This window comes from Bradyrhizobium sp. INPA03-11B, assembly GCF_040446015.1.
In the GTDB taxonomy this organism is placed as follows: domain Bacteria; phylum Pseudomonadota; class Alphaproteobacteria; order Rhizobiales; family Xanthobacteraceae; genus Bradyrhizobium; species Bradyrhizobium macuxiense_A.
In genome coordinates this window covers 43,137-66,187 of the sequence record NZ_JASGSR010000011.1, presented here as the reverse complement: position 1 = coordinate 66,187, position 23,051 = coordinate 43,137, and the positions used below count along the sequence as shown (strand labels likewise).

The 23,051-nt window shown below is 62.8% G+C and carries 22 protein-coding genes, 1 tRNA gene and 1 pseudogene; 6 read left to right on the top strand and 18 right to left on the bottom strand.

The features are described from left to right. Positions 1–62 precede the first annotated feature (62 nt). From QMZ05_RS06845 to chpT, 3 genes are all read right to left on the bottom strand, one after another. Positions 63–530, bottom strand: a complete 468-nt coding sequence (locus QMZ05_RS06845; protein WP_353700099.1) for a chemotaxis protein CheW — start codon at positions 528–530, stop codon at positions 63–65. Positions 531–605: 75 nt separating this feature from the next. After that, positions 606–3,317, bottom strand: coding sequence for a hybrid sensor histidine kinase/response regulator (locus QMZ05_RS06840; RefSeq protein WP_353700098.1), 2,712 nt, complete (start codon positions 3,315–3,317; stop codon positions 606–608). 201 nt (positions 3,318–3,518) lie between these two features. Further along, positions 3,519–4,166 carry a histidine phosphotransferase ChpT gene (chpT, locus tag QMZ05_RS06835; RefSeq protein ID WP_353700097.1) on the bottom strand — a complete coding sequence of 216 codons (648 nt, stop codon included), beginning with the start codon at positions 4,164–4,166 and terminating at the stop codon, positions 3,519–3,521. A 151-nt stretch (positions 4,167–4,317) separates the two neighbouring features. On the opposite strand from chpT, the gene cysQ reads away from it, so the two are divergent. Beyond that, the gene (gene cysQ / locus QMZ05_RS06830) at positions 4,318–5,142 is read left to right on the top strand and encodes a 3'(2'),5'-bisphosphate nucleotidase CysQ (protein ID WP_353700096.1); all 825 of its coding nucleotides are present in this window, start codon (positions 4,318–4,320) and stop codon (positions 5,140–5,142) included. Between the two features lie 90 nt (positions 5,143–5,232). On the opposite strand, the gene QMZ05_RS06825 is transcribed toward cysQ, so the two are convergent. Continuing rightward, a complete protein-coding gene (locus QMZ05_RS06825) occupies positions 5,233–5,697 on the bottom strand; it encodes a YHS domain-containing (seleno)protein (RefSeq protein ID WP_353700095.1) in 465 nt (154 codons plus the stop codon). A 153-nt stretch (positions 5,698–5,850) separates the two neighbouring features. Between QMZ05_RS06825 and QMZ05_RS06820 the strand changes: the two genes are divergently transcribed. From QMZ05_RS06820 to QMZ05_RS06805, 4 genes are all read left to right on the top strand, one after another. Further along, on the top strand, positions 5,851–6,456 hold the full coding sequence (locus tag QMZ05_RS06820; protein WP_050420523.1) for a DUF1134 domain-containing protein: 606 nt from the start codon (positions 5,851–5,853) through the stop codon (positions 6,454–6,456). 142 nt (positions 6,457–6,598) lie between these two features. Further along, entirely contained in the window at positions 6,599–7,894 is a 1,296-nt protein-coding gene (locus tag QMZ05_RS06815; protein WP_353700094.1) for a hypothetical protein, read from the top strand. 113 nt (positions 7,895–8,007) lie between these two features. Continuing rightward, positions 8,008–8,082: transfer RNA gene (locus QMZ05_RS06810), tRNA-Val, on the top strand. Positions 8,083–8,639: 557 nt separating this feature from the next. Next, on the top strand, positions 8,640–9,605 hold the full coding sequence (locus QMZ05_RS06805; protein ID WP_353700093.1) for a hypothetical protein: 966 nt from the start codon (positions 8,640–8,642) through the stop codon (positions 9,603–9,605). Between the two features lie 658 nt (positions 9,606–10,263). Here the strand turns inward: QMZ05_RS06805 and QMZ05_RS06800 are convergent. The 13 genes and pseudogenes from QMZ05_RS06800 to QMZ05_RS06740 form a co-directional block, all read right to left on the bottom strand. Continuing rightward, complete coding sequence (locus QMZ05_RS06800) at positions 10,264–11,541, bottom strand: HipA domain-containing protein (protein ID WP_353700092.1); 1,278 nt, start codon at positions 11,539–11,541, stop codon at positions 10,264–10,266. Beyond that, on the bottom strand, positions 11,516–11,839 hold the full coding sequence (locus QMZ05_RS06795) for a helix-turn-helix transcriptional regulator (RefSeq protein ID WP_253624811.1): 324 nt from the start codon (positions 11,837–11,839) through the stop codon (positions 11,516–11,518). The genes QMZ05_RS06800 and QMZ05_RS06795 overlap by 26 nt, the downstream gene beginning before the upstream one ends. A 691-nt stretch (positions 11,840–12,530) precedes the next feature. Continuing rightward, positions 12,531–13,811 (bottom strand): amidase family protein, encoded by a 1,281-nt coding sequence (locus QMZ05_RS06790; RefSeq protein ID WP_353700137.1) that lies wholly within the window; start codon positions 13,809–13,811, stop codon positions 12,531–12,533. A gap of 66 nt (positions 13,812–13,877) precedes the next feature. Beyond that, on the bottom strand, positions 13,878–14,561 hold the full coding sequence (locus tag QMZ05_RS06785) for a DUF2848 domain-containing protein (protein WP_353700091.1): 684 nt from the start codon (positions 14,559–14,561) through the stop codon (positions 13,878–13,880). Next, positions 14,545–15,237 (bottom strand): ATP-binding cassette domain-containing protein, encoded by a 693-nt coding sequence (locus QMZ05_RS06780; protein WP_353700090.1) that lies wholly within the window; start codon positions 15,235–15,237, stop codon positions 14,545–14,547. Before QMZ05_RS06780 ends, QMZ05_RS06785 begins: the two co-directional genes overlap by 17 nt. Then, positions 15,237–15,983 carry an ATP-binding cassette domain-containing protein gene (locus tag QMZ05_RS06775; RefSeq protein ID WP_353700089.1) on the bottom strand — a complete coding sequence of 249 codons (747 nt, stop codon included), beginning with the start codon at positions 15,981–15,983 and terminating at the stop codon, positions 15,237–15,239. The genes QMZ05_RS06780 and QMZ05_RS06775 overlap by 1 nt, the downstream gene beginning before the upstream one ends. Further along, positions 15,980–16,903 (bottom strand): branched-chain amino acid ABC transporter permease, encoded by a 924-nt coding sequence (locus tag QMZ05_RS06770; RefSeq protein WP_353700088.1) that lies wholly within the window; start codon positions 16,901–16,903, stop codon positions 15,980–15,982. The genes QMZ05_RS06775 and QMZ05_RS06770 overlap by 4 nt, the downstream gene beginning before the upstream one ends. After that, positions 16,903–17,802, bottom strand: coding sequence for a branched-chain amino acid ABC transporter permease (locus QMZ05_RS06765; protein WP_353700087.1), 900 nt, complete (start codon positions 17,800–17,802; stop codon positions 16,903–16,905). Before QMZ05_RS06765 ends, QMZ05_RS06770 begins: the two co-directional genes overlap by 1 nt. Before the next feature lie 35 nt (positions 17,803–17,837). Then, positions 17,838–19,097, bottom strand: a complete 1,260-nt coding sequence (locus QMZ05_RS06760) for an ABC transporter substrate-binding protein (RefSeq protein ID WP_353700086.1) — start codon at positions 19,095–19,097, stop codon at positions 17,838–17,840. 194 nt (positions 19,098–19,291) lie between these two features. Continuing rightward, positions 19,292–19,672 carry a cupin gene (locus QMZ05_RS06755; RefSeq protein ID WP_353700085.1) on the bottom strand — a complete coding sequence of 127 codons (381 nt, stop codon included), beginning with the start codon at positions 19,670–19,672 and terminating at the stop codon, positions 19,292–19,294. A gap of 18 nt (positions 19,673–19,690) precedes the next feature. After that, positions 19,691–20,284, bottom strand: coding sequence for a 4-hydroxyphenylacetate 3-hydroxylase C-terminal domain-containing protein (locus tag QMZ05_RS06750; RefSeq protein WP_353700136.1), 594 nt, complete (start codon positions 20,282–20,284; stop codon positions 19,691–19,693). Between the two features lie 132 nt (positions 20,285–20,416). Continuing rightward, positions 20,417–21,159: pseudogene (locus QMZ05_RS06745) on the bottom strand (4-hydroxyphenylacetate 3-hydroxylase N-terminal domain-containing protein); the annotation flags it as partial. 20 nt (positions 21,160–21,179) lie between these two features. Continuing rightward, positions 21,180–21,698: a flavin reductase family protein gene (locus QMZ05_RS06740; RefSeq protein ID WP_279707898.1), complete on the bottom strand. Its 519-nt coding sequence runs from the start codon at positions 21,696–21,698 to the stop codon at positions 21,180–21,182. 153 nt (positions 21,699–21,851) lie between these two features. On the opposite strand from QMZ05_RS06740, the gene QMZ05_RS06735 reads away from it, so the two are divergent. Next, on the top strand, positions 21,852–22,454 hold the full coding sequence (locus tag QMZ05_RS06735) for a MarR family transcriptional regulator (protein WP_353700084.1): 603 nt from the start codon (positions 21,852–21,854) through the stop codon (positions 22,452–22,454). Positions 22,455–22,664: 210 nt separating this feature from the next. On the opposite strand, the gene QMZ05_RS06730 is transcribed toward QMZ05_RS06735, so the two are convergent. Next, the gene (locus QMZ05_RS06730; protein ID WP_353700083.1) at positions 22,665–22,979 is read right to left on the bottom strand and encodes a hypothetical protein; all 315 of its coding nucleotides are present in this window, start codon (positions 22,977–22,979) and stop codon (positions 22,665–22,667) included. Between the last annotated feature and the right edge of the window lie 72 nt (positions 22,980–23,051).

Here is a 23,051-nt window from a genome sequence, read left to right as displayed (position 1 = left end):
TGCGACCTCTACTTCCTCATCCCCGGTGGGATGTTTCAGTTTCTTCATTTGCAGCGGCCGTCTCAGGCCGCTTTGGCATCGGGCACCAGTTCGAGCACGCGATCGACATCGAGGACGACCATGAGCTGGCCATCGAGGCGGTGGACGCCGCCGGCGAGCTTGGCCATGCGGGGATCGAGGTTGACCGGGTTGTCCTCGCGGCCGTCGTCAGGCAGCCGCAGCACCTCGCCGATCTGGTCGATCAACAGGCCATAGGATTCGCCGCGCTGGTCGACCCCGACCGCCATCGGCAGCTTGCCGTCGTCGGCCTTCGGCAGCCCGAGCCGGGCCCGCATGTCGACCACGGTGACGATGCGGCCGCGCAAATTGAGCACGCCGGCGATCTCGCTGGAAGCCAGCGGCACCCGCGTCAGCCGCTCCGGCATAAACACGTCCTGCACCCGCGAGATCGGCAGCCCGAACAGCTGCCCGCCGATCACGGCGGTGACGTATTCGGCCATCGCGCCCTCACTGCTCTCGGTCTTGGTCATCGATGCTGTTTCCTCAAGCCTTTTGTTTGAGCATGATCTGATCGGAAAACCGCTTCACACTTTTCCGGATCATGCTCATGCCGCCCGGCGCAGTTCGGCGGTCTGCTCCTTCAGCGCCGCGATCAGCCCGGGACGATCGAACTTGGCGACATAGTCGTGGAAGCCGGCCTGCCGGCCGCGCTCGATCGCCGCCGGCGACACCATCGCCGACAGCGCGATGATCGGCAGCTGGTTGAGATTGTGGTCAGAGCGGATGTTCTCGGCGAACTCGAACCCGTTCATCTCGGGCATCTCGATGTCGGTCAGCACGACGTCGAAGGCCTGCCCCGAGCGCAGCGCGGCGAGCCCTTCCTGCGCGCCGCCTGCGGTCCGCACCTTGTAGCCGGCAGCTTTGAGCACCGGCGCCAGCATGTTGCGGAAGAACGCGGAGTCGTCGACGAGAAGGACGGACTGCGCCGAGGCCGACGGGCGCATCTCCTTGCGCGAGAACCAGTCGGCGAACGCCATGGGGAGGAAGTGGCCGACGTCGATCACTTCAGTGGCCTGGCCCTTGATCACGGCCGAGCCCAGAATGCCGTCCTGCGAGCCTGCGACCTCGATGTTGAGCTTTTCCTCGACGATGTCGATGATCTCGTCGACCACGAGCCCCATCGAGCGGCCGTCGTCGGCGAACACCAGGATCGGCTGCGAGCCCTGCGACTGCACCTCGACACCGGCCATCTGCACCAGCGGCATCAGCTGCTCGCGGTACTGCACCATGTAGCGGCCGTTCGAGAGCTCGATCTTGTCGGTTGCGATCTCTTCCAGCCGGGTGACGAGGCCAAGCGGCACCGCCTTGGGTTGCGAGGAACCGGCGCGGAACACCAGCAGCGAGGTGAGCTGCTCGCCGCTCGCGGCATGGCTGCTGGCATTGTCCTCGGCCATGTCATGGGCCGACGAGCCGGAGGCGCCCAAGGCTTTGGCAATGCCGTTGGGGTCGATGATCATGATCACGGCGCCATCGCCCAGGATGGTGTTGCCGGAGAACATGTCGATGTGCCGCAGTTTGGTCGACATCGGCTTGACCACGATCTCCTCGGTGTGGAACACGCCGTCGACCACGATGCCGAAGGTCTGGCTGCCGACCTGCGTCACCACGATGAAGCCGTTCTCGGCATCGCTGGTGGTGGCGCCGTCGTCGATCTTCAAGAGCTTCTTGAGGTGGATCAGCGGCAGCAGCTTGTTGCGCAGCCGCAAGACTGCGGTGTCCTTGATCCGCTCGATGCGGTGCTCGGAGTTGGCGCGGGCCCGCACCAGCTCGACCACCGAGAGCTGCGGGATGGCAAAGCGGTCGCCGCCGGCTTCCACGATCAGCGCCGAGACGATCGCCAAGGTCAGCGGGATCTTGATGGTGACGGAAGCGCCCTCGCCGGCCACGCTCTTGATGTCGATGGTGCCGCCGATCTGGTCGATATTGGTGCGCACCACGTCCATGCCGACGCCGCGACCGGACACCGAGGTGACTTGCGCCGCGGTCGAGAAGCCCGGCGCGAAGATGAACTTGTGGATCTGGGCTTCGGTCATCTTCTCCAGTTCAGCCTCGGTGACGAGACCGTTCTGGAGCGCCTTGGCCTTGATCCGCTCGGTGTTGAGCCCGCGGCCATTGTCGGCGATGCAGATGATGATGTGGCCGCCTTCGTGATAGGCGCTGAGGCGAATGGTGCCCTGCTCTGGCTTGCCGGCGGCGAGGCGCTCGGCGGTGGTCTCCAGGCCATGATCGGCGGAGTTGCGCACCATATGCGTCAGCGGATCCTTGATCAGGTCGAGCACCTGGCGGTCGAGCTCGGTGTCGGCGCCGTGCATCTCCAGCTCGATCTGCTTGCCGAGTTCGCCGGAGAGGTCGCGGACGATGCGCGGCAGCTTCTGCCAGGCATTGCCGATCGGCTGCATCCGCGTCTTCATGACGCCTTCCTGCAGCTCGGCGGTGACGTTGGACAGCCGCTGCAACGGCACCTTGAACTCGGTGTCCTCGTTGCGCCGTGAGATCTCCAAGAGCTGGTTGCGGGTCAAGACCAGCTCGGAGACCATGGTCATGAGGTGTTCGAGGGTGTCGACGTTGACGCGGATCGACTGGTTGGCGATCTTGTCGCCTTCCTGGACATCCTCGGCTATGGCCTTGCGGACCGGCTTCTTCACGGCTTCAGCGGGCTCTGCTGCGGGTGCAGCAGCGGCGGGCTTCGCGACGGGCGCGGGTGCGGCCACTTCGGTCTCGGTCTCGCGGAAGGCGCGCTCGAGCTCGTCGAGCGAGACCTCGCCGGGACGTAAGGGACGCTCCAGCGTCTGCACCACCAGCGTGCCTTCGGTCATCGCTGCCTGCACGGACGGCGCTTCGACGACCGGCACGTCTTCTTCAGTGGCCGCCATTGCCGCCATGCCGTGCTCGACCATGGCCTCCAGCTGATCGATCAGATCGCGGTCGTTGCCCTCGGGCTCGGCTTCGGTCGCCTCGAGCCCGCCCAGGATCTCCTTGATGCGGTCGATCGAGGACAGGATCAGCGTCACGGCTTCCGCCTTCACCGGCATGCCGTCGCGGAACTTGCCCATCAAGGTCTCGCCGGCATGCGCCAGCGCTTCCAGCCGCGGCAATCCTAAGAAGCCGCAGGTCCCCTTGATGGTGTGCACAAGGCGAAAAATGTTGTCCAGGATCTTCGCGTTGTTCGGATCCTGCTCGAACTGCACCAGCTGGTTGTCGACCGTGTCCAGGCTCTCGCTGCTCTCCGTCAGGAACTCGCGCAACAGATCGTCCATGAAACCAACCTTCGAAAAACGCCGAAAACGCTGCGGCGCGCGATATCCACGCGCCTGACGGAACTTGGGTCAGCTTCTCCGCAAAGCGTTTAAGTTTGGTTGAGTAAATGGAAAAGAACGGGATCAACAAAGAGATAAGGCCGCGCGATTGAACGCACGGCCCGTCGTAACCTTTGATTAATGATCTTCCGGCGGCCGCGTTCAGGACGCTGCGATAATGACCTTGTCGCCTTCGAGCGCGAGCGTCACTTTCAACCCGCAGGCCTCAGCCAAGAGGCGCGTGTAATGCGGCTGCACCGCGTGTGCATCGACCGTGTTCGGCGAGCTGGCATTGAGCAGGTCAACGATGTTCTGCGGCACGCGCGCATTGAGGCCCGCGGCCAGGATGCGGAAGCTCATGGTCTCACCCTCGCCGACCGGGTCGATCGTGAGCGTGCCGCCGCGCGGGATGGTCTGCTGCGCGATGATCAGCATGTTGAGCAGCAGCTTGACGCGATTTTTGGGCAGCAGCAGCCGCGGCAAATTCCAGGTCAGCGTCACCTTGCCGTCCTCGATATGCCCCTTCGCCATGTTCTGGGCATCGCCGAGGTCGATCTGCGCGCCGGAGGAACCGGCGGCGCCGAATGCCAGCCGGCAGAACTGCAGCCGCGCCGACGCGGTCTTGGCGCTCTTGCGGATCAGATCGAGCGCGAAGTCGCGATCTTCGGGCTTCGGATTGTCGTCAAGGACCTCAAGCCCATTGACGATCGCGCCGACCGGACTGATGAGATCGTGACAGACCCGCGAGCACAACAGCGCCGCGAGCTCGAGTGCATCGGGAGCGGGACCGGGAGACGAAGTGCCAGACATCAATTGTTTCCTGGAAAGCCGCACGCCGACCGAGGAGTGCGAATCACGCATGCCTGTCGGCTTGATACACCGGGCAGACGGATGCTGCCAGCTTGCGGCGAGGCTGGCATCATGATCTCAGGGGAAGACGAACAGGATATGAGAGCCGCCCATGAATAAGGCACAATCGCCCGCCCTCGACTGCGACAAGGCCGCCACGCTGCTCGACCAGCTGACCGAGCTCGTGATCCGCGCCGGCGAGGCGATTCTTGCGGTCAATCGTTCCGCCATGAATGTGACCGGCAAGAGCGACGGCTCGCCGGTCACCGAAGCCGATCTCGCCGCCGACCACATCATCGTCGAAGGGCTGACGCGGCTGGCGCCGCGTGTGTCGCTGCTGTCGGAGGAGCGCGTCCATCTGGCGACGCCGCCCTACAAGGACAGTTTCTTCCTGATCGATCCGCTCGACGGCACCAAGGAGTTCGTCGCCGGCCGCAACGAGTTCACCGTCAATGTGGCGCTGGTCACGCACGGCATGCCGCTGCTCGGCATCGTCGGCGCGCCGGCGCTCGGATTGATCTGGCGCGGCATCGTCGGCAAGGGTGCGGAGCGATTGACGTTGCAGGGCGGCGCGGCTTCGCAGGCGGTGGCGATCAAGTCCCGTCCTTGCCCGCCACGCGGCGCGCCCTGGACCGTTGCGGTGAGCCGTTCGCATGGTGATGCGCGCACCGAAGCCTTCATCGACGAACGCGGCGGCGCGGTCCGCGCCGTGCTGGGATCGGCGGTCAAGTTCGGCCGCGTCGCCGAGGGCGCGGTCGATATCTATCCGCGCCTCTCGCCCACGTCCGAATGGGACGTCGCGGCCGGTCACGCGGTGGTCGTTGCGGCCGGCGGCAAGGTGACCGATTCGCACGGGCATCCCCTGCATTTCGGGCTCGGCCGCGAGGACTTCCTGGTGCCCGAATTCATTGCCTGGGGCGACCCCGCCGCAGCCTAAAGCATGATCCGGAAAAGTGCGAAGCGGTTTTCCCTCGCGACAAACGCGGAACGCGTTTGCGCGGAGATCATGCTCAAAACAAAGAGCTGACTACTGCGCGAGATCTTCTTCCAGCTCCGGCCAGCGCGCCGCGGCTTCCTTCAGGAAGCGCGCGGGATCGGCGGCGAAGGCGTCGCGGCTGTGTTCCCGGTTGAACAGATAGAGCCTGTTCCCGACGACGGCCCAGAATCGCGGATTGCCGGCGCAGGTCACGCCCCGCACCAGATCGGTCGGATCGTAGCCGCCGAACTGCGGACCATAGATTTCAGGATGCGCGACGAACGAAGCGCGGTTGCCTTCGTTGCGGAAGCGCCAGACCGCGCCGCTTTCGGCGGCCTCGAATTCCGGCCGCCCCTGGGTGGCGGCGGCGTCGGTGAAATAGGCGACCGGATCGAATCCCTCGATCGCAAGGCCGGAGTAGCGGTTCGACACCACGCGCTCGGTCGTGGTGGCCCGAACAGGCAAAGCGGGCCAGATGGCCGCCAAAATGCCCGCCAACAGGCCGAAAAACGCCATGCCCCGGCACGATCCATATCTTTCCTGCCGTTGTGCCGTCATAGTTGATACCGATAACATCCGAGTCGAGGGGACACTGGGCGCAACCTAGAGCCGTGCCTGTTGGCATCAGGTTAAAGGGCAACGCCCGGATTTCGATAGCAGGGGTTCTTAATGACTTTCGCATCACGCCTTGCCGCGGTCGCGTTTGCCGCGCTGATGTGCTGGAGCGCAGGGGCGTCCGCGCAGCAGCCCCCACCACCGCAATATCCGCCGCCACAGCGTGAACCGACCCCGTATACTTACGGGCCCGACGAGCTGGTCGGCGCCGGCCACAAGTTCTTCGGCAACGTCTCGCGCGGGCTCGCCTCCGTGATCGAGCGCGCGGTCAGCCAATGGGGTCTGCCCAACGGTTATGTGCTCGGCGAGGAAGGCTCCGGCGCGTTCGTCGCCGGACTGCGCTACGGCGAAGGCACGCTCTACACCAAGAACGCCGGCGACCTCCGGGTCTATTGGCAGGGTCCCTCGGTCGGCTTCGACTGGGGCGGCGACGGCGCCCGCACCATGACGCTGGTCTACAACCTGCCTTCGACGCAGGCGATCTACCAGCGCTTCGTCGGCATCGACGGCTCGGCCTATATCGTCGGCGGCTTCGGGATGACGGCGCTGACCGCCAACAACATCGTGCTGGTCCCGATTCGCTCGGGCATCGGCCTGCGGCTCGGTGCCAGCGTCGGCTATCTCAAATACACCCCGCGCGCGACCTGGAACCCGTTCTAGGTCGCAGCCTCGAACGGGTCGTTGCGCGAAGCGCTCCGGCACGGTTAGCGATTCACCTTAACGCGGCAAACGGGCTGGCCTTTGGCCGGCCCGCCGTGGCATTGTGATTAACAAATTCCTTCTTTCTTTGGAGTGACCCTTCATGATCGAGCCGATCATGTACGCGGCGATCGGTTTCCTGATCTCTATGCTGTGCGGCCTGATGATCGTGCCCCTGGTGCATAACCGGGCGGTGCGGCTGACCACGCGACGGATGGAGGCGGCCACCCCGCTGTCGATGGCCGAGATCCAGGCCGACAAGGACCAGCTCCGCGCCGAATTCGCCATGTCGGCCCGCCGGCTCGAGATGAGCGTCGACCAGCTCAAGAGCAAGACCACGAGCCAGCTCGCCGAGCTCGGCAAGAAGACCGACGCGATCAACCGCATGAAGATCGAGCTGGGCGAGAAGAACGCCGCGATCTTCGCGATGGAGGCGCGCGAGAAGGCGATGAAGGAGCAGCTTCGCGCCACCGAGGAGGAGTTCGGCGCCAAGACCGAGCTGCTGCGCAACGCCGAGCAGGCGCTGACCGACAAGCAGGGCGAGCTTGGCAGGATGAACGCCGAGCTCAGCGACCGCTCGATGACCGCCGACAGCCGCCAGGTCGAATTGGTCGCGGTGCGGACCCAGGTCGAGGAGTTGAAGAACCGGGTCGGCGACGCCGCCAGGGAGTTCGCCGCCACCGAGGCCCGCCTCGCCCAGGAGCGCAGCCAGTCGGAAACCGTGACGCGCGACCTCACCGACGCGCGCGGCCGGGTCGAGAACCTGAGCCAGCGCGTCACCGACCTCGACCGCCAGCTGATCGTCCAGGTCAAGGAGGCCGAGATGCTCGGCAACCGCGTCAGCGACCTCGAGACACGGCTTGCGACCCAGGGCAAGCTGCTGGCCGAGCGCGAATTCGAGAACGGCCAGCTCAAGCAGGCCAACGCCGCCGCCGAGCGGACGGTGCAGGAGCTGCGCGAGGAGATCGCCGCAGCGGGCGGCGGCAAATCGTCCGTGCTCGAGAAGCTGCGCCAGGAGAAGGCCGCAGTCGAGGAACAGCTGCGCGCAGCTCGCGACGAACGCGGCAAGCTGCAGCGCGACATCAACGCGATCCAGCAGCAGGCCGAGAGCTCCTGGGCGACCGAGCGGATGGAGAACGCGCTGCTGCGCGAGCGCATCAACGACATCGCCGCCGAGGTCGCCAAGCTCGCGATCCAGCTCGAGGGCCCCAATTCGGCGATCGAGGCCATGCTGGCGGCGGAGCCGACCGTGCCGGCCAAGGCCGCCGCCAAGCCCGCCAACGGTGCCGCAAACGGCGCCGCGCCGGGCAGCGGGATGCCCGAAGGCGGCGGCACGCTCGCCGAACGCATCCGGGCGCTGCAGTCACACGCCTCCCGCGCCCGTCAGCAGGGCGCCTGATTTACGCAGGGTTTGGCTTGACACCCCTACCCGGCACTTCGTAAATCGCACGCTCTGACGAAGCGCCTTTATCGACCGGCCGCCGACCAGCGGCCTTTGGCACGTCATATCCCGGACGCATAGCTCAGCGGGAGAGCGTTCCCTTCACACGGGAGAGGTCCAAGGTTCGATCCCTTGTGCGTCCACCATTAATCCAAACAAATCAATAGGTTACGAACCCCGTTCCCCTAACGCGTGCCCAGAAATAGCTGGGGCACAATGGGGACACACAACACCCGTCCCGATGATCGCGAAAATGTGCACCGAAGAAACCTCACGGCACGGCTGGGTTTATGGTGCGCTCGGAGGGCAGTCGCATCTGCTGCGATTTCAACGCCCTGAGCATGGTCTCGAGGTCGGATTCTGGCGCTGTCTCATCAAGAAAAGCGAGCGGCCGCTAGATCTTGTCCAGAACTCGCAACGGAGGCGTCCTAGTACCGCAAAGAGTTGCTCGGGAAATGGCCAGTCGAATTATAAGGCTCGCCAGCGGCGGCGGGCTGGGCGTTCTGAGGTGGATTGGGTCTTCCTAGTGCCCCTTTTTGGGGTGAACTCAAACGCGCCACGCGCCCACCGAAAGTATCCCTCCGCTTTGTTGTGAATGGGCTTGTCCGCGCTTTTTGGTTGCGGGACAATCTCACGGTTTGTTGGGGCATGCTTTATGAGTGCGATACGTGTTGCGAGCGCAGTAGCCTGCGCCCTTGGGGCCATGTTCTTCACCCTCCGGGCAGGTCAATCCGCCGAGATCAAGAGTGGGGTCGGCAAGTCCGGCCAGGCGGCCATCTGGATTACCGGGGAGATCGTTCCGGGCGATTCAGACAAGTTTTTACTGGCCGTGAAGCAGGCCAACGACGCCGGGAAGTATGTCGCGAACGTCCGGCTTGATTCTCCTGGCGGCAACTTACTCGAGGGCGCGAAAATCGCGGACTCGATAAGGTTCGGCAAAATGTCGACCAACGTCGGAAGGACTGCAGTCTGCGCGTCGGCCTGTTTCCTCATGTTCGCGGCTGGATCCGCAAAAAACGTGAGTTATGGCGCCCAAGTCGGCGTTCACGGTGCGTCGAACGAAAATGGTGAGGAGACGGTCGCTTCTGGCGCAGCAACCGTCTCGATGGCCAAAATGGCGAAAGAACTCGGAGTGCCGCCGGCGATCATCGGGAGAATGGTCGTCACCGCGCCGAGCGACATGGTTTGGCTGAGTCCGCAAGATCTTCAGTCCATGGGCACGACCATGATGGGGCGCCCATCTCAAACGGATAGCCCGCCTGTCGCCAACTTGCAGCAAACTTCGCCAACCGCGCCGATGTCGCTAGCGCCATCAGGCGCAAACGCTGCCGCTTCTCGCTCTTCCAACAATGATGTGCCTACTTGGGGCGAACTACTGAACAAAGCGATAGAGAAGTCAGCGAGTCAAAATAATGGAAAGCCGCTTTTTTCTCGCTCTTGTCAGCCCGAGCATAAAGTCTGCATCACCGGTCTGACCTACGTGGATAACAAGGGAAAGATCGCCTTTCTGAAAACTGAAGAAGATATGAAAGGCAAAATTATTGCACGTGAAGCGTGCACCCTGAATGAGTTCAATGACGTTCGGACCTGCGTCAACTGGGACAATGGCACCATGCACCGTGATATGAAGGACAGCGCGGGCGGCTGGTCAAAGATTGCAGATGAATAGACTTCGCGCGCTCTAGCAGCGCCATCTTTGCCTACCCACCGTCGATTTGGACTTCGCGCCATGACCGCTCCACTCCTAACGGCCATTACCGTATTGCTTTGTCTTGCAGGGCCCGCAGCCGCGGAGTGCGGAGAACGTGGCGGCCCCGGTTATCGTGGTCCGAATGGCAAGTGCGTCGGGTGGGCTGAGATAGGTCGTGTATGCGGTAATCCGCCGGCAACGCGATGCAGAGCTGAAGCCGTGGCCCCGAACGCCACCGATGCTGCCGGTCACGGTGCCAAGATTGAAGAGCTGCGCCAGCCAGCGAAGAAGTAACAGGCCGCCTGTGGCTATGTTGTTGGTGAGGATATGCGATCGATTCGACTGCAGGCGACGACGTCATCCATGTGCTGGTCTCGCTGAAATACGAGATGTGGGGACTCGAGAAGTGGAAGCGGGACAAATACCTCGGGGCAGTCGCGATCCCCTTTCGTGACGGCGACACCATAGAAGGCGTCTTCGATACGGTCATCGCGGTCGCCGATTTCGGGGAGCGAAGTGAAAAGATTGACACCGGCGGAGAAGTCTACAGCCGAATCCGCCGGGCCTACGCGAAGTGCGTGGAGCGTTCAGAAGCGCAACCGGCAGCCCGCGGATCTAGAGCCGAACAGCACCAAACTCAGGCGTTAGGCAGCGAAGGCTTCGAGACGTGGCCGGGATTTAGAACCAGGCTCATTTCCTCGATTTTAGCATCGATCTTATTGAGAACGGCGGCCGGAACGACATCCCGCTCTGGCAGATGCCACCAATGGTCGTTTACCAACGATACGACTTCCTCGACGGCCGAGATGACCGCCGGTTCGGGTAGTCGCGCGCGATTGGCGAACTTTCGCCAGCGGTCGGGAGTAAGCGCTTTGAAGGACTTCTCTCCTCCCAAGGAGAGGGCCATATCGTCCTTTGGAAAATAAGCAGTGGTCGACAGGACGTCGTACACAGGGGCGATGGCTGGAGTGCAACCGTCACCTGGGTATATCGTGGACCAATTCTTCAAGTGCATGTCGCCGTTGCCGACGAGCGCGGCAAGGGCCAGTCGGCGAACGAATTCGAGCGCGACGTCTGTCGAAGTCGCCACGTTTAGCGCGGCGGCGATGTCGTGGTATGATGCGTCATCGTATTTTTTGGATGGCTGCCGGCCAAAAATTTGAGCGAAGTCTTCGATGTGAATTCGGGTACTTTCGGGCCCTCGGTCGAAGCGCTTCACCAGCAAGACCTTGCCGGTCGACAGAGTATTGAACTCTTCGGGAATTCCGTCGAAATCGGATTTCTCGACAAGTTCGCGTTCGGGCACATCCATTCCGAGGACTTCGGACAGTGCCAAAATGGCGAACTCGTTTTCCGACAATCCGACAAGGTTGGTCGAAGGGAATTTTGCAATGTACTGACCTTGCTCGTCGCCGATGGGCAAAGTCAGTCCGCCGCTCTTGCCCGTGTTTTTCATCACGGACAGCTTCATCTGAACTCCCGCCAAGGAAAACCGCGCTTTGATCTCACGTGGATTTTCTTGAGCCGCTATCGTGGTGCTGCCGTCGCTCGGTACGACGCGCACCGCACCTGGCAGGTCCGCGCCAAGCGCCGCCAGGAGGTCGAAATCGTTTCCTTGCCTCACTGCTCCCGCATGGTGCTTTTCCATCGCCTCGCGAAGCTTGTCCTCGGGCAACATGTTCGCGAAGAACGCGGGCAGCATGTGTGCTGCCGGCTTCGGATCCTTGCGAAGGCCACCATCGGCGGAGCGCAACGAAAGGCTCAGTATCGGGGGCCGCGCCATGGCTCGATAGGCCGGATCGAGACTGAAGGCGTTGAAATCGCCAGGCGTACGCACGACCGTTCCGACCATGAGGTCTTGAAGGAACACGTCCAGCGACTGAATGGTGTTAGGGGCGCGGACCCGGGTGCTCATCATCATCATCCATATCGGTGGTGAACGCCGGTCGATCTTCGTCTTCGGACGGGCGAAGGAGTGCGTTGACGCCTGGTACCATTGCCTGTGGGATCAGCATCAGCTCCATACCAAGCGCGCGCGCGACGTTAATCAGCGTGGTCGCCCGCGCAGCGGCGTTGCCCTGCTCAATATCGCGGTAACGCGGCCGAGAAATGCCCGCGCGTTCGGCCACCTGCTCTTGCGTCAGGCCCGCTTGCTTTCTTGCGTCCCGGAGGAGCCGCCCTAGCTGTTGAGTTGCTTCTGAGTTCCGTTCCATGAACTGTTTACGTATCTTTTGTCTTCTGAAAGATACCTATAGGTATCATTTCTTGGCTAGCCTGTCAAGACATAGATCTGTTTACGTATCATGGAACAATGGAATGGTCCTTAAACGTATCTTTCATGGCTAGAGATCGATCCCCAAAAACGCCCCAAAGCAGTCTTCGGCAGTGCCTCCAGGCGGTCATGGAAAGAACCATCGCGACTTCCGCGGCGCCCCGCCCTGCCAAAAGCGGCCGTCGAGGAGGCGAGACGCCCCGCTCAAGGTAATGAATGGAGAGGCAGTAAAGCCAATCATGGCAGGGCTTGCCGTCTTGATCCCCTGTCCTTCCGGAAAACTCGACACAGACATCGCCCGGCAAGCCACGGCACATAACCTGGCTCCTACACCCCCTCCCCGTGGTACATCGCCATCAATCCGCACCTACTAGCCATCTTCCAGAAGAAGCTCGCTGGAAGATTTTGTTGAGTTCATTAGAAAGGAGACTGATTGGAGTCCCACAAAGATCAATCGTGCATCTCGAAGCTATGCAAGGCTCATGTATTGAGAAACGAGATCGGCGAGGAGGATGCCCGTCAGCAGTACCTTCAGCCGACGAAGGCTACCAAGCAAAGGCTGATCGAAATGGGCAGCCTCTCCGCTCGATCGCAGATTGGGCGGCCCATTGGCGAGAACGCCAAGCGGCGTGCTAATGACCTCGCAGCATCATCTCCACACAAGACGCGATCTCCAGCAAGCGCCGGTCGGCGTTCCTGCGGCCGATCAGCATAAGACCGACGGGAAGGCCGTCGAGCGGTATCGGCAATGAGATCGACGGACAATCTAGCATATTGGCGACGCGTGGATTTCGAAGCACGAGCCCATTGGCTTGATGGAACGCAACGTCCTCCTCGATCGACGACAGAAGCGGCGCGCGGATTGGCGTCGTCGGCAAGATGAAAACCTCATCATTGCCGAACGACTGTTCGAAGGATCGGATTGCGGAATCCCGCAGCCGCACCATGCGCACATAGTCGACACCGAGGATTCCAGCCCCCGCTTCGATACGAACGCGGGTTTTCGGATCGACGCCATCCAGGCTCGATAGGCCGAGACCGCGCAGCGTTGCGCCGACCTCGATCGACGGAAAGGTGCCGATCCCATCGATCTCTGCAACGAGATCGAGCGCAGCCTCGATCGATCTATCCGCAATCTGCAAGCCACCTGATCGAAGCCGCTCGACGGCGCTCTCGAACGCGCCAAGCACCTCCGGCTCGCAACCGTGAAACAGGCGACCGCGAGCGATAGTGAGCCGAAACGTATAAGGAGAGGCAAGCTGCGGCCGCGACGTCACGTCGCCACCCGAAAGCACCTGATCGGCCACGAAGCAGTCCGCGACGCTCGAGGCAATCGGACCGATGGTATCGAGGCTCGACGACAGCGAGAACGCGCCGGCAGTTGGCACAAAGCCGCTCGTCGGCTTGAAGCCGGTTGCACCCGACAGCGCCGCCGGAATTCGGATCGACCCTCCGGTGTCACTCCCGATGGCGATGTCCGCCATGCCGTCGACGACCGAGACGACAGCCCCAGATGAGGATCCTCCCGGAGCGCGCCGGCGGTCGCGGGGGTTGCGCGGCACCCCATCGTTCGGGTTGGTGCCGAGCGCCGAAAAGGCAAACTCGGTCATCTGTGTCTTGCCGATGATCACGGCTCCTGCCGCGCGCAAACGCTTCACAGCCAGCGCGTCTTCAGCGGCGGGAGGCAAAGCGCGCAGGACCGCGGAACCCGAGCTCGTCACGGTGCCGGCAACATCGAAGAGAGCCTTGACCGAGACAATGCGACCGTCGAGCGGGCCGCGCGTCGTCCCGGCAGCGGCGCGCCGATCGGCGGCTTCGGCCTCGCACCGGGCGCTCTCCTCGAACAGGGCGGTGAAGGTATTCGCTGCGTCAGGTGATCGCGCGCGCGTCAGTGCGGCTTCCAATCGTGCCACGGCGGTGGGTTGAGATTGGTCGTTAGTTAACGTCATTGGTCGACGCTCCTCACCGGACGTTGGTGGTCAAGAGACGACCGGAAGCACGTCGATATCGTAGCCGTGGGTCAGGGAGCGCTTGAGAACCGGGTCGCTCAGCTCCATTTCGAAGCGTGCTCCTGGGCGAATTCCGCCGATCGCACCCGGCGTGCCACAGAACATCAAGCTTCCGGCGGGAAGGACGTCGGCGTTCGCGTAGCGGCGAATCAGATCGCGCGGCGTTCTCAGCGAGGAAACCGGGCTCTCCTGATAGAGAACCCGCTTGCCGTCGATCGTCGCCCACGAACGAAGCACCAATTCATCCCAGTGCGGCTCGACATCAGCATAGGACCAGAGCTGCCGGCCGACCGGCTTGCCGCAGAGCTGCTTCGAAAGTGCGATACCCGCAGCTTCCGCCTTGCGATCGGTATGATCGGATCCGATTCCGATCCAGAGTCCGTCGGCCATGGCGACCACCACGGGCTCGACCTCACCGGAACTGTCCGGACCGAGCACAGTCAAGCGATCCGCCTGCGTCAGCGTCTGGGCTGCGACACGATAGTAGAGCGGCGTCGTCGACGGGCGCGGGATTCCGAGCGCGGCGAGCTCCTCGATATGGTGCTCGATCGCCGCCGCGTTCCTGCCCGCCCAACCGGCGATCACGAGCGATCCGATTTCGACGCCGACGTGATCGGTCCGATCCTTCGCGATGCGGTCAAACTTCATGAACATGGGCTTTGTCATCCTTGGTAGACGGAACGAGAATCTCGCCGCGCTCGATCTGCAACGTGCGATCGGCGACGCGGTCGAGCAGGGCCGGCGAGGATTCCGTGATCAGCAGGGTAAGCTCCGGGCGGTGCTTGCGCAGCTCACCGAGCGTCCGTGCATAATCGAGCGCCAGGGCCGGCGCCAGCCCCTGGAAGGGTTCGTCGAGCAACAAGACCTTGCGCGCCACCATCAGCGCACGCCCCAGCGCAACCATCTTGCCCTGCCCGCCGGAAACGCCGCCCGCAGGCCGGGACCGCATCACATGCAGCTCAGGCAGCAGCGTATAGATCTCGTCCAGCCTGCGAACGATTTCCGGCTTGTCGAGGTTCAGAGCCAGTGCCGGAAGGCGAATGTTCTCCTCGACGCTCAACTCCGGTATCAGCCGGCGATCTTCCGGCGCATATCCGATGCCTGCCCGGGCGCGCGTATAGGCAGGCTGGCTGCCGAGATCGTCAGCATCGAGGCGGATCGAGCCCTCGTCGTGCGCGATCAGCCCCATGATCGCGCGAAGCGTCGTTGTCTTGCCGGCGCCATTGCGGCCGACCAACACCGTCGTCTTGCGCGCGATGATTTCGCAGCTGACCTTGCGCAGCACGCGAACGCCCTCGATCGAGACGCTGACCTTGTCGAGCCTGAGCATTAGGCCACTCCCACGACGCGTTCGCGGACTTGCGCGTTGCCAAACACCTCGTCTGGCCGCCCTTCGGCCATGATATTCCCGGCATTCCACACCAGGACGCGGCTTGCGTAACGTGCAACCACGTCCATGTCGTGCTCGACGAAAAGAGCGGTGATGCGGCGCTGGCGCAGCGCGCTCATCAGGGCCTCCATCAGCGGGAAGCGCTCCAGCGCACTCACGCCGCTGGTTGGTTCGTCCAGCAGCAGGAGGCGCGGCTTGAGGGCCAGCGCAACCGCGATGTCGAGCAGCTTGCGATGACCTTCAGGCAGGGTGCTGCTGATCCGGTCGGCATCGCCGTCGAGCCCGACCAGTTCGAGCAAGCCCATAGCCTCGTCGCGCCGCTGCGCCGTTTCAAGCGGCCGGACCGCGCTCCACAGCCCGTCTTTCGCGGCAAGCGCCAGCATCATGTTGTCGATCACGCGCTGCGCGGAGAACAGTTGCGGGATCTGAAAGGCGCGCGCGACGCCGCGTCGCGCAATGGCCCGCGGCGACAGCCGGGTGATATCGTTGCCGTCGAGCAGCACGCTGCCTGAAACCGGGCGGATATAACCTGTGCAGATGTTGAGCAGCGTCGTCTTGCCCGATCCGTTCGGACCGATGATCGCGAGGAACTCGCCGTCGTGGATCGCGATGCTCGCCCCGTCGGCGGCCTTGACCCCGTTGAATGCGACGCAGAGGTTCTTGGCCACCAGGATAGGACGCCTCATGGGCTCGACGCCTCCTTGCGCGCGAATAGTCCGTAGATGCCCTGCGGCATGAACATGATCACGATGATCAGAGCCATGCCCACGATCAGATTCCAGGCATCGGTTACGGTCACGGCTGCGCTGTGCAGCAGTTCGAGGAACAAGGCGCCGATGAACGCGCCCGGCACGCCACCGATGCCGCCAAGCACGGCGATCAGGACGAGATGGCCGGATGCCGTCCAGAACGCGAAGTCGGGGACCACGCGACCGATCGCAAACGCGGAGATCGCGCCGCCGAGCCCGGCGAGAGCCGCCGATATCACATAGGCGATCAGCAGCACCGCCCAGACCGGAATGCCCAGATATTCGAGCCGGATCTCGTTGGTGTGGACGGCCGATAACGCATGCCCCAGCGGACTGTCGAGATACCGCTGGACGGCGAGGCCGACGAGCACCATCAGCGCCAGGCTGAGATAGAACAGCACGCTCTTGAAGACCGGCTCGGCAAAGATGATGCCGAACACCGCCGGAATCGGAACGGGCATGCCGTCCGTTCCGCCCGTGATACCGTAGAGTTTGGCGCACAGCGCGTAGAACACCATGGAGACCGCGAGGTTCAACATCGCGAAGAAGATCGCGCGATACCGGACGAGGAACGCGCCGGCGATCGCGCCGGTCAGCGCAGCGACCAGCACCGAGAGCACCAGCAGCAATCCGAGATCGTTGATGCCGGCATGCGCCAGGAAGGCGATGCCATAGGCGCTGGCCGCGAAGAACATCGCGTGGCCGATCGAGATCAGGCCGGCCCGCAGCAGCACCGCGACACCGAGCGCCGCAAAGCCCTTGGCGATCGCAAGCGTCAACACGAATTGCAGCCATGGCGCGGCGACGGGAAGGACGGCGAGCGTGAGGACCGCGGCGGCGGTCAGGATGATCCGCATCATATCCTCCGCGCCGTGACCGATCCGAACAGGCCGTAGGGTCGGATCAGAAGCACGACCAGCATTGCCGCATAGGGCGCAACGGCGTCCAGCGAAGGCGCGAGATAGATCGCCAGCACGCGCGCCAGACCGACGATCAGAGAGGCGACCGCGGCGCCCTCGATCTGCCCGAGCCCTCCGATCGCTGCCACCGCGAAGGCGAGCACCATGGTGTCGGCGCCAAGCCCCGGGGCAATGCCCGATGTCGGCGTCGCCAGGGCTCCTCCGAGTGCGGCAAGGAACACGCCCAGCGAGAACGCCAGGATGAAGATCCGGTTGGTGTCGATGCCGATCGACTGCGCCATTTCACGGTCGGTCACGACGGCCGTGATCAGGCGCCCGAGCCGCGTGTGGCTGATCAGGAGCCGCAACCCGACGACGACGAGGGCCGCCATGGCGATCAGCAGAATCTGGTAGTTGAGATAAACCACGCCGCCGATACTCGACGTGCCAAGCAATCGCATTGGCGCATCCTCGTAGAGGGACTGCACGCCGAAGACCAGCCGCTGCAGGTCCTCCAGGATGAGGAACAGTCCGAACGTGATCAGGATCTGGACGGCTTCGGACTTGCCGTATGTCCAGCGGACCAGGCTGCGCTCGATCAGCGGACCGAAGATGGCGGCCACGAAAACCGCACTGAACAGCAACGCAGCAAACGACAAATAGGGGTTGAGCTGCTTGCTCGCGATGAACAGGCAGGCCGACGCCGCGACATAGCCGCCGATCGAGTAGAGACTGCCGTGCGCCACGTTGAGGACGCGCAGCACGCTGAACACCAGCGTCAGGCCAACCGCCGCGAAGAAGATCAACGCGGCGCTGGCGAGGCTATCCAGCAGCAAGGGAATGATTGCATTCGACATCGGCTTACGCCTGCGTGATTGGTTGCGAGTGGACGCTATCGTTCGCCGATCTTGTAGCTCCCCGGCTTCGGAAGACTCTTCGCGAATTCGGGCTTGAGCGTCGAAATCCAGGCGAGCGGATCCTGACCGGCCTGCGGCATCAGGCTATCGCCCTTGTAGCGGACCATGTCGCCGATCACCGGAAACGGCTGCGCCGACGTCTTCACGGTGACTCCGACGATCTGGTCGACGAGACCGTCATTGTCGGCGCGCGTCTGCGTGATGCCGGTCAGGGTTGCGACCTTGCTACCCTTCATGGCAGCCGCGAGCTCGGCACGCGTCGGCCACTTTCCGCCGTTCTTCTGCATGGCGGCCTCGTAGGCGGCCTTCACGTAGATCAGCGCATTGGCCATCTTGATGGACGGAAACACCGGATACTCGCCGAAGCGCGACTTGTAGGCCTCGGCAAACTTCACGGTCTCGGGATTGGCCTTGGCGTCCGGCGACATCCACCAGCCGTCACCCAGAACCCCGACGATCACGCCATCCGGCAACGGCACGCGCTGCAGGACGGTCTCGCCGAGCGCGAGGACCACCTGACTGGATGTGAACAGCCCACGCGGCGTCGCCTGGCGAACGAAGTTTTCGAGGTCGGCGCCCCAGAGATTGGAGAAGACGACGTCCGGGCGCGCGGTGGTGAGGCGCGAAATCTCGGTCTGGTAGTTCGGCGAGCCAAGCTTCGGATAGAGTTCGGCGACGATCTCGATGTCCGGCTTGAGCGCCTTGAGCGCCGCGGTGAAGATCTTGGCCGCGTCATGGCCGAACGCATAGTCCGGATTGATGATCGCCACCGTCTTCACGTCCGGCTTGCGATCCAGGAGGTAGATCGCATAGGCGATGAATTCGGGCACGGTGTTGCCGTTGGGACGGAACACGTACTTGCTCTTGCTGTCCATGAGCAGCTGGTGGGTGTCGCAGTTCCAACCGACGGTCGGAACCTCCAGCTGCTCGGCGATCGGCGCCAGCGCGAGACAGGTCGCGCTCGACAAGGCAGCGACCATCACCTGGTTCTTTGCATCTCCGGCCAGCCGCCGATATTCCGCGATCACGCCTTGCGCACCCTGCGCCTCGTCGACGAAGGTCGCGGTGACCGGAACGCCTCCGATCCCGCCCTTGGCATTGATCTCGTCAATCATGAGATCGGCGGCGTTCTTGCCGGGCATGCCATAGGCTGCGGCGGGACCGGACGTGAACGTGAAGATACCAAGTCCAACCGAGTTCGGCTTGTCCTGCGCAGCGACCGGAGTTGTCGCCACGACGCAAATCGCAAGAGCGCCCGTAAGGCCATCGACCACCACGCGGAGATTGCCGCGCGGCAATTCCCGATTAAATCGGAAGCGCGGTTGAAGCGAGGACAGGCAACGCGCGAATGCGAGCGAGATATTTTTGAACGCCATATTTTCCCCCTTGGAGCGGTCGAACGATGTTTGTCGGTGCTAGCGGACCGGCCTCAGACCGGATCGAAATAATGCATTTCGAGAAGCAGGCAGCCGTTGACGGACTTGAACGGACCGTGCGGTGCGTGCGGCGGCCGGCAGGCATAGGTGTTGGGCGGGAAGCTCTTGCCGCCCTCGCCCTTCTCGTCATTGCCGACGATCAGGTCGCCGGAGACGAGATAGACCTCTTCCCAATACTCGTGTGAAAACGGTGCGGTCGTGTAGACGCCCGGAGCAAAGCGCAGCAGCCGGGTTCGCGTCCCGCGCCGGTTCTCCTCGTCGAGCGCCCCCGCGAGGATCTTCTGCTGGATGCCGGCAGGATAGCCCGCGGGCGTTTCCCAGCCGCTGGTCATGTCGAGCGTGTAGAACTCGTCGTGCTTCTTGTTGACGGGCATGTGTCGTCTCCGTTGGGTTCAGGCGGCTTTGCTGGCGATCGAGATGCCGTTGAGGTCGTAGGAATCGAGCATCGTCTGGACCAGACGATCGGCGCCGGACCAGTCGTAGGTGCGATAGGAGTGTCCCTTGGTGACGAAGGTCGCGCCGGCGTAGAACATCTCGTATTGCTGATGGCGGGACCCGAACTCGGATCCGACCGCATCCCAGGCGAGCTTGTAGAACTTCACCCGGTCGTGCGAATTGGCCTTCGGCGACTGCTGGGTCTTGCCGATCAAGGCCGCAATCTCGGGGTTATCGAAGTCGGCGACCGACGACGGCAGCATGATCATGCCGCCGCCGGCGAGTTCGCGCAGCGTATTGATGATGTGCGCGTAGAGCTGCTGCGTCAGCACTTGTGCGGAATAGAGCGTGTGCCGGTCCGGGATGAAATAGGGACCGACCTGCGCGCCCTTCGCCTCCATTGCCGCCACCAGGGCGTCGACCATGCCGGTCTCGGCGGCAAGCTGACCGAGCATCTCGCGCACCTGCGGGAACTGGGTGACGCCGTTCATTTCGGCGGTCCGATGCGCGAGGCCGGCCAGAAACTTGAGCTTCACGCTCAGCCGCACCATCGCCTGGTAGTTCTGATAGACGTGGCAGGGCGTGGCGTGAAACTGCTTCTGGCACATTTCGACGTTGCCCTCGATGAAGACGCGATCCCAGGGAACCTTCACGTCGTCGAAGTAGAGGACCGAGTCGTTCTCGTCGAAGCGGCTGGACAATGGATTGTCGAACACCGCGCCGGCTGCATCCTCGTAGGACTTGCGCGACAGCATCTTGAGACCCTTCGTGTTCATCGGGATCGCAAAGGACATCGCGTAGCGCTCTTCGCCTGGACGCATCGGCTGGATGGTCGTCACGAAAACCTCGTCGGCGACCACGCCTCCGGTGGCGAGCATCTTGGCGCCGCGGATCGTGATCCCGTCTGCGTCGCGATCGACGACGCCGGCGGTGAGGAACGGATCCGCCTGCTCGGCGGCCCCTTCGAACGATCGGCCTGCGGATTGATGATGACGTAGGTCAGGTAGAGATCCTTGTCGCGCGCGTAGCGGTAGTAGCTCTCGAGCGCGCCCGCTCGGGCCGGATCGTACGCCTTGAAAACGTCGAGCCCCATGTAGAGACCCGAGATGCACGACGCGACATGATCCGGGGCCCGGCCCATAAAGCCGGCATGCAGCGCAGCCCATGCTTCCAGTGCCTTCCGCCGCTGGACGAGATCGGCATAGGACGTCGGAAGCTGCCAGATCCGGTTGGCACGTCCGGCATCGGTCTCGAATGTCATGAGATCGACATTCTCCCTAGCGCTCGCAAAGTCGAACAGCCCCGCCATCGAGCTGGCGAGATTTCGATAGGCATGATGAGCGGTCACGTCGCCGACCGCAGCCCCGTTGATGTAGATGGTCCGTCCGTCCTTCAGGCCAGACAGATATTCATTTGCGCTACGCATCGCGGTTCTCCGGTTCGAAGCTAGTAATGAATGGGAAGCGGCCAGGTCGGCTCGCGCTCGGTTTCGTCGACGAGGTCACGATAGCGGCCCCGGAAGAAGATCAACGGCGCGGCCGGCTCGCTGCGCGCGGAGTGACGCACGACGCGGACCACGAAGATCACGTGATCGCCGCCGTCGTAGCTTGCGAACGGCGCGCATTCGAAATGAGCCAGGGCACCCGATATCAGCGGGGCCTCGGCATGACCGACCGACGTCTTGACCTGATCCCACTTGTTGGAAAGAGCGCGCGCGAACTGATTGGAAATCTGTTCCTGATCGCGGGCGAGGATGTTGACGGCGAAGCCCTTGGCATCGAGCATCGCGGGCAGGCTCTTTGCCTTGCGGTCGACGCTGAACAGGACCAGCGGCGGATCGAGGGAGACGGAGTTGAACGAGCTCATGGTCATGCCGATGAGCTCTTCGCCCTGGCCGCGCGCGGTGACCACCGCAACGCCCGTTGCGAACTCCCCCAACACTCGCCTGAATGCACGGTCCTCCATGGGACGCCTGCCTCGCTGCTTCGACCCCGATTTATAATTTTCAGATAGCTTTCTGACAAAGCTATTTGGAAATGTCAAGCCCTCTTGATGGGCGCGCGCATGCGTGCTTCTTAGGCAAATTCGCAAGCCTATGATTTCGCGGGGAGAACGACCGTGACCGAAGCGCTTCTGACGGCGTCGAAGCCCGAATTGCTCGACAAGGAAGGGGACCGAACGCTTCGCGGCGTCCTCTACGACTATTTCGCCTTCGGACGCAGCCTTGAAGCCTGCCGTGAGATATTCGCGAACTTCGTCGACCTGTCGACCACTCAGTATCTGATCCTGATCGCAATCAAGAATTCGACGGCGGAAGAACCGATGGGAGTCAATCAGGTCGCCGAACGGCTGTATCTGAGCGGCGCCTTTGTCACCAACGAGATCAACAAGCTGGTCTCCGACGGCCTCCTCGAGAAGAGCCCGCATCCGGACGACCGGCGGCGCGTGCAACTCACGCTCACCCAGCACGGCCTCGGTTTATTGACCCGTCTTGCCGCCCTGCAACGTCCCGTCAACGATGCGTTGTTCGGGATGCTGACGCGCGATGAGTTCAAGGTGCTGTCTCAGCTGTTGTCCCGGCTCGCGTCGAACGCCGACAGCGCGGTGAAACTCGCCGAACATGTCAAAGCGACGCTCAAGTCACAGGAAAAAAAGGGCTCCGCAGCGAATTTGCCCGTCCCACGCAGGAAGCGACGCGCGACGCTTCACAACACTCGGTGACGCCGTTTGGGCGGTTACCATTTGCTGCATCCTCGTGCCTCTCTGAGCCACAGTATCAGAAACCTGGTCGAGACGGTCATTGTGATCCGGCCACCTAGGTTGAGTAACCGTTGAGTTCGCGGGCCGGCTAACGCCGCGCTCGGGAAGGGCCTACCTTCGCATTTCGCTGCTCTTCCTATCTGACGAGACGAGATTTCAGATTCCGCCCCATCATAGGTTCGTCATCCTTTCCAGACGCTCCGCCAGTTCAGCCGTCTCGAACGCCTTCACCCATGTATCAATCAGCTTACTGATCTCGCCGGCATCTGATGGTGTAAGTTCGCGTGTTGCGGCTGCGGCCAGCACGGCGGACGAAACTTTCGCCGCATCCGCCACCGATCCTTCGACCCAGGCCATGTTGAACGCACCAATTTCGAAGGGTGCCAACCGATTTCCCAGCCACATCGCTGCTTCTCCAAGGCTGCAAGCTTCCCGTCGATCGAACGGTATGAATGTGAGACACACCTGTTCCTCGGCGCGCTTCATGCTCGACCTCCTTCAGCGGCGTCGCCAACCGGCCCGTCGAGCCGCCCGACCTCGCTGAGGCGTGCCGGATGG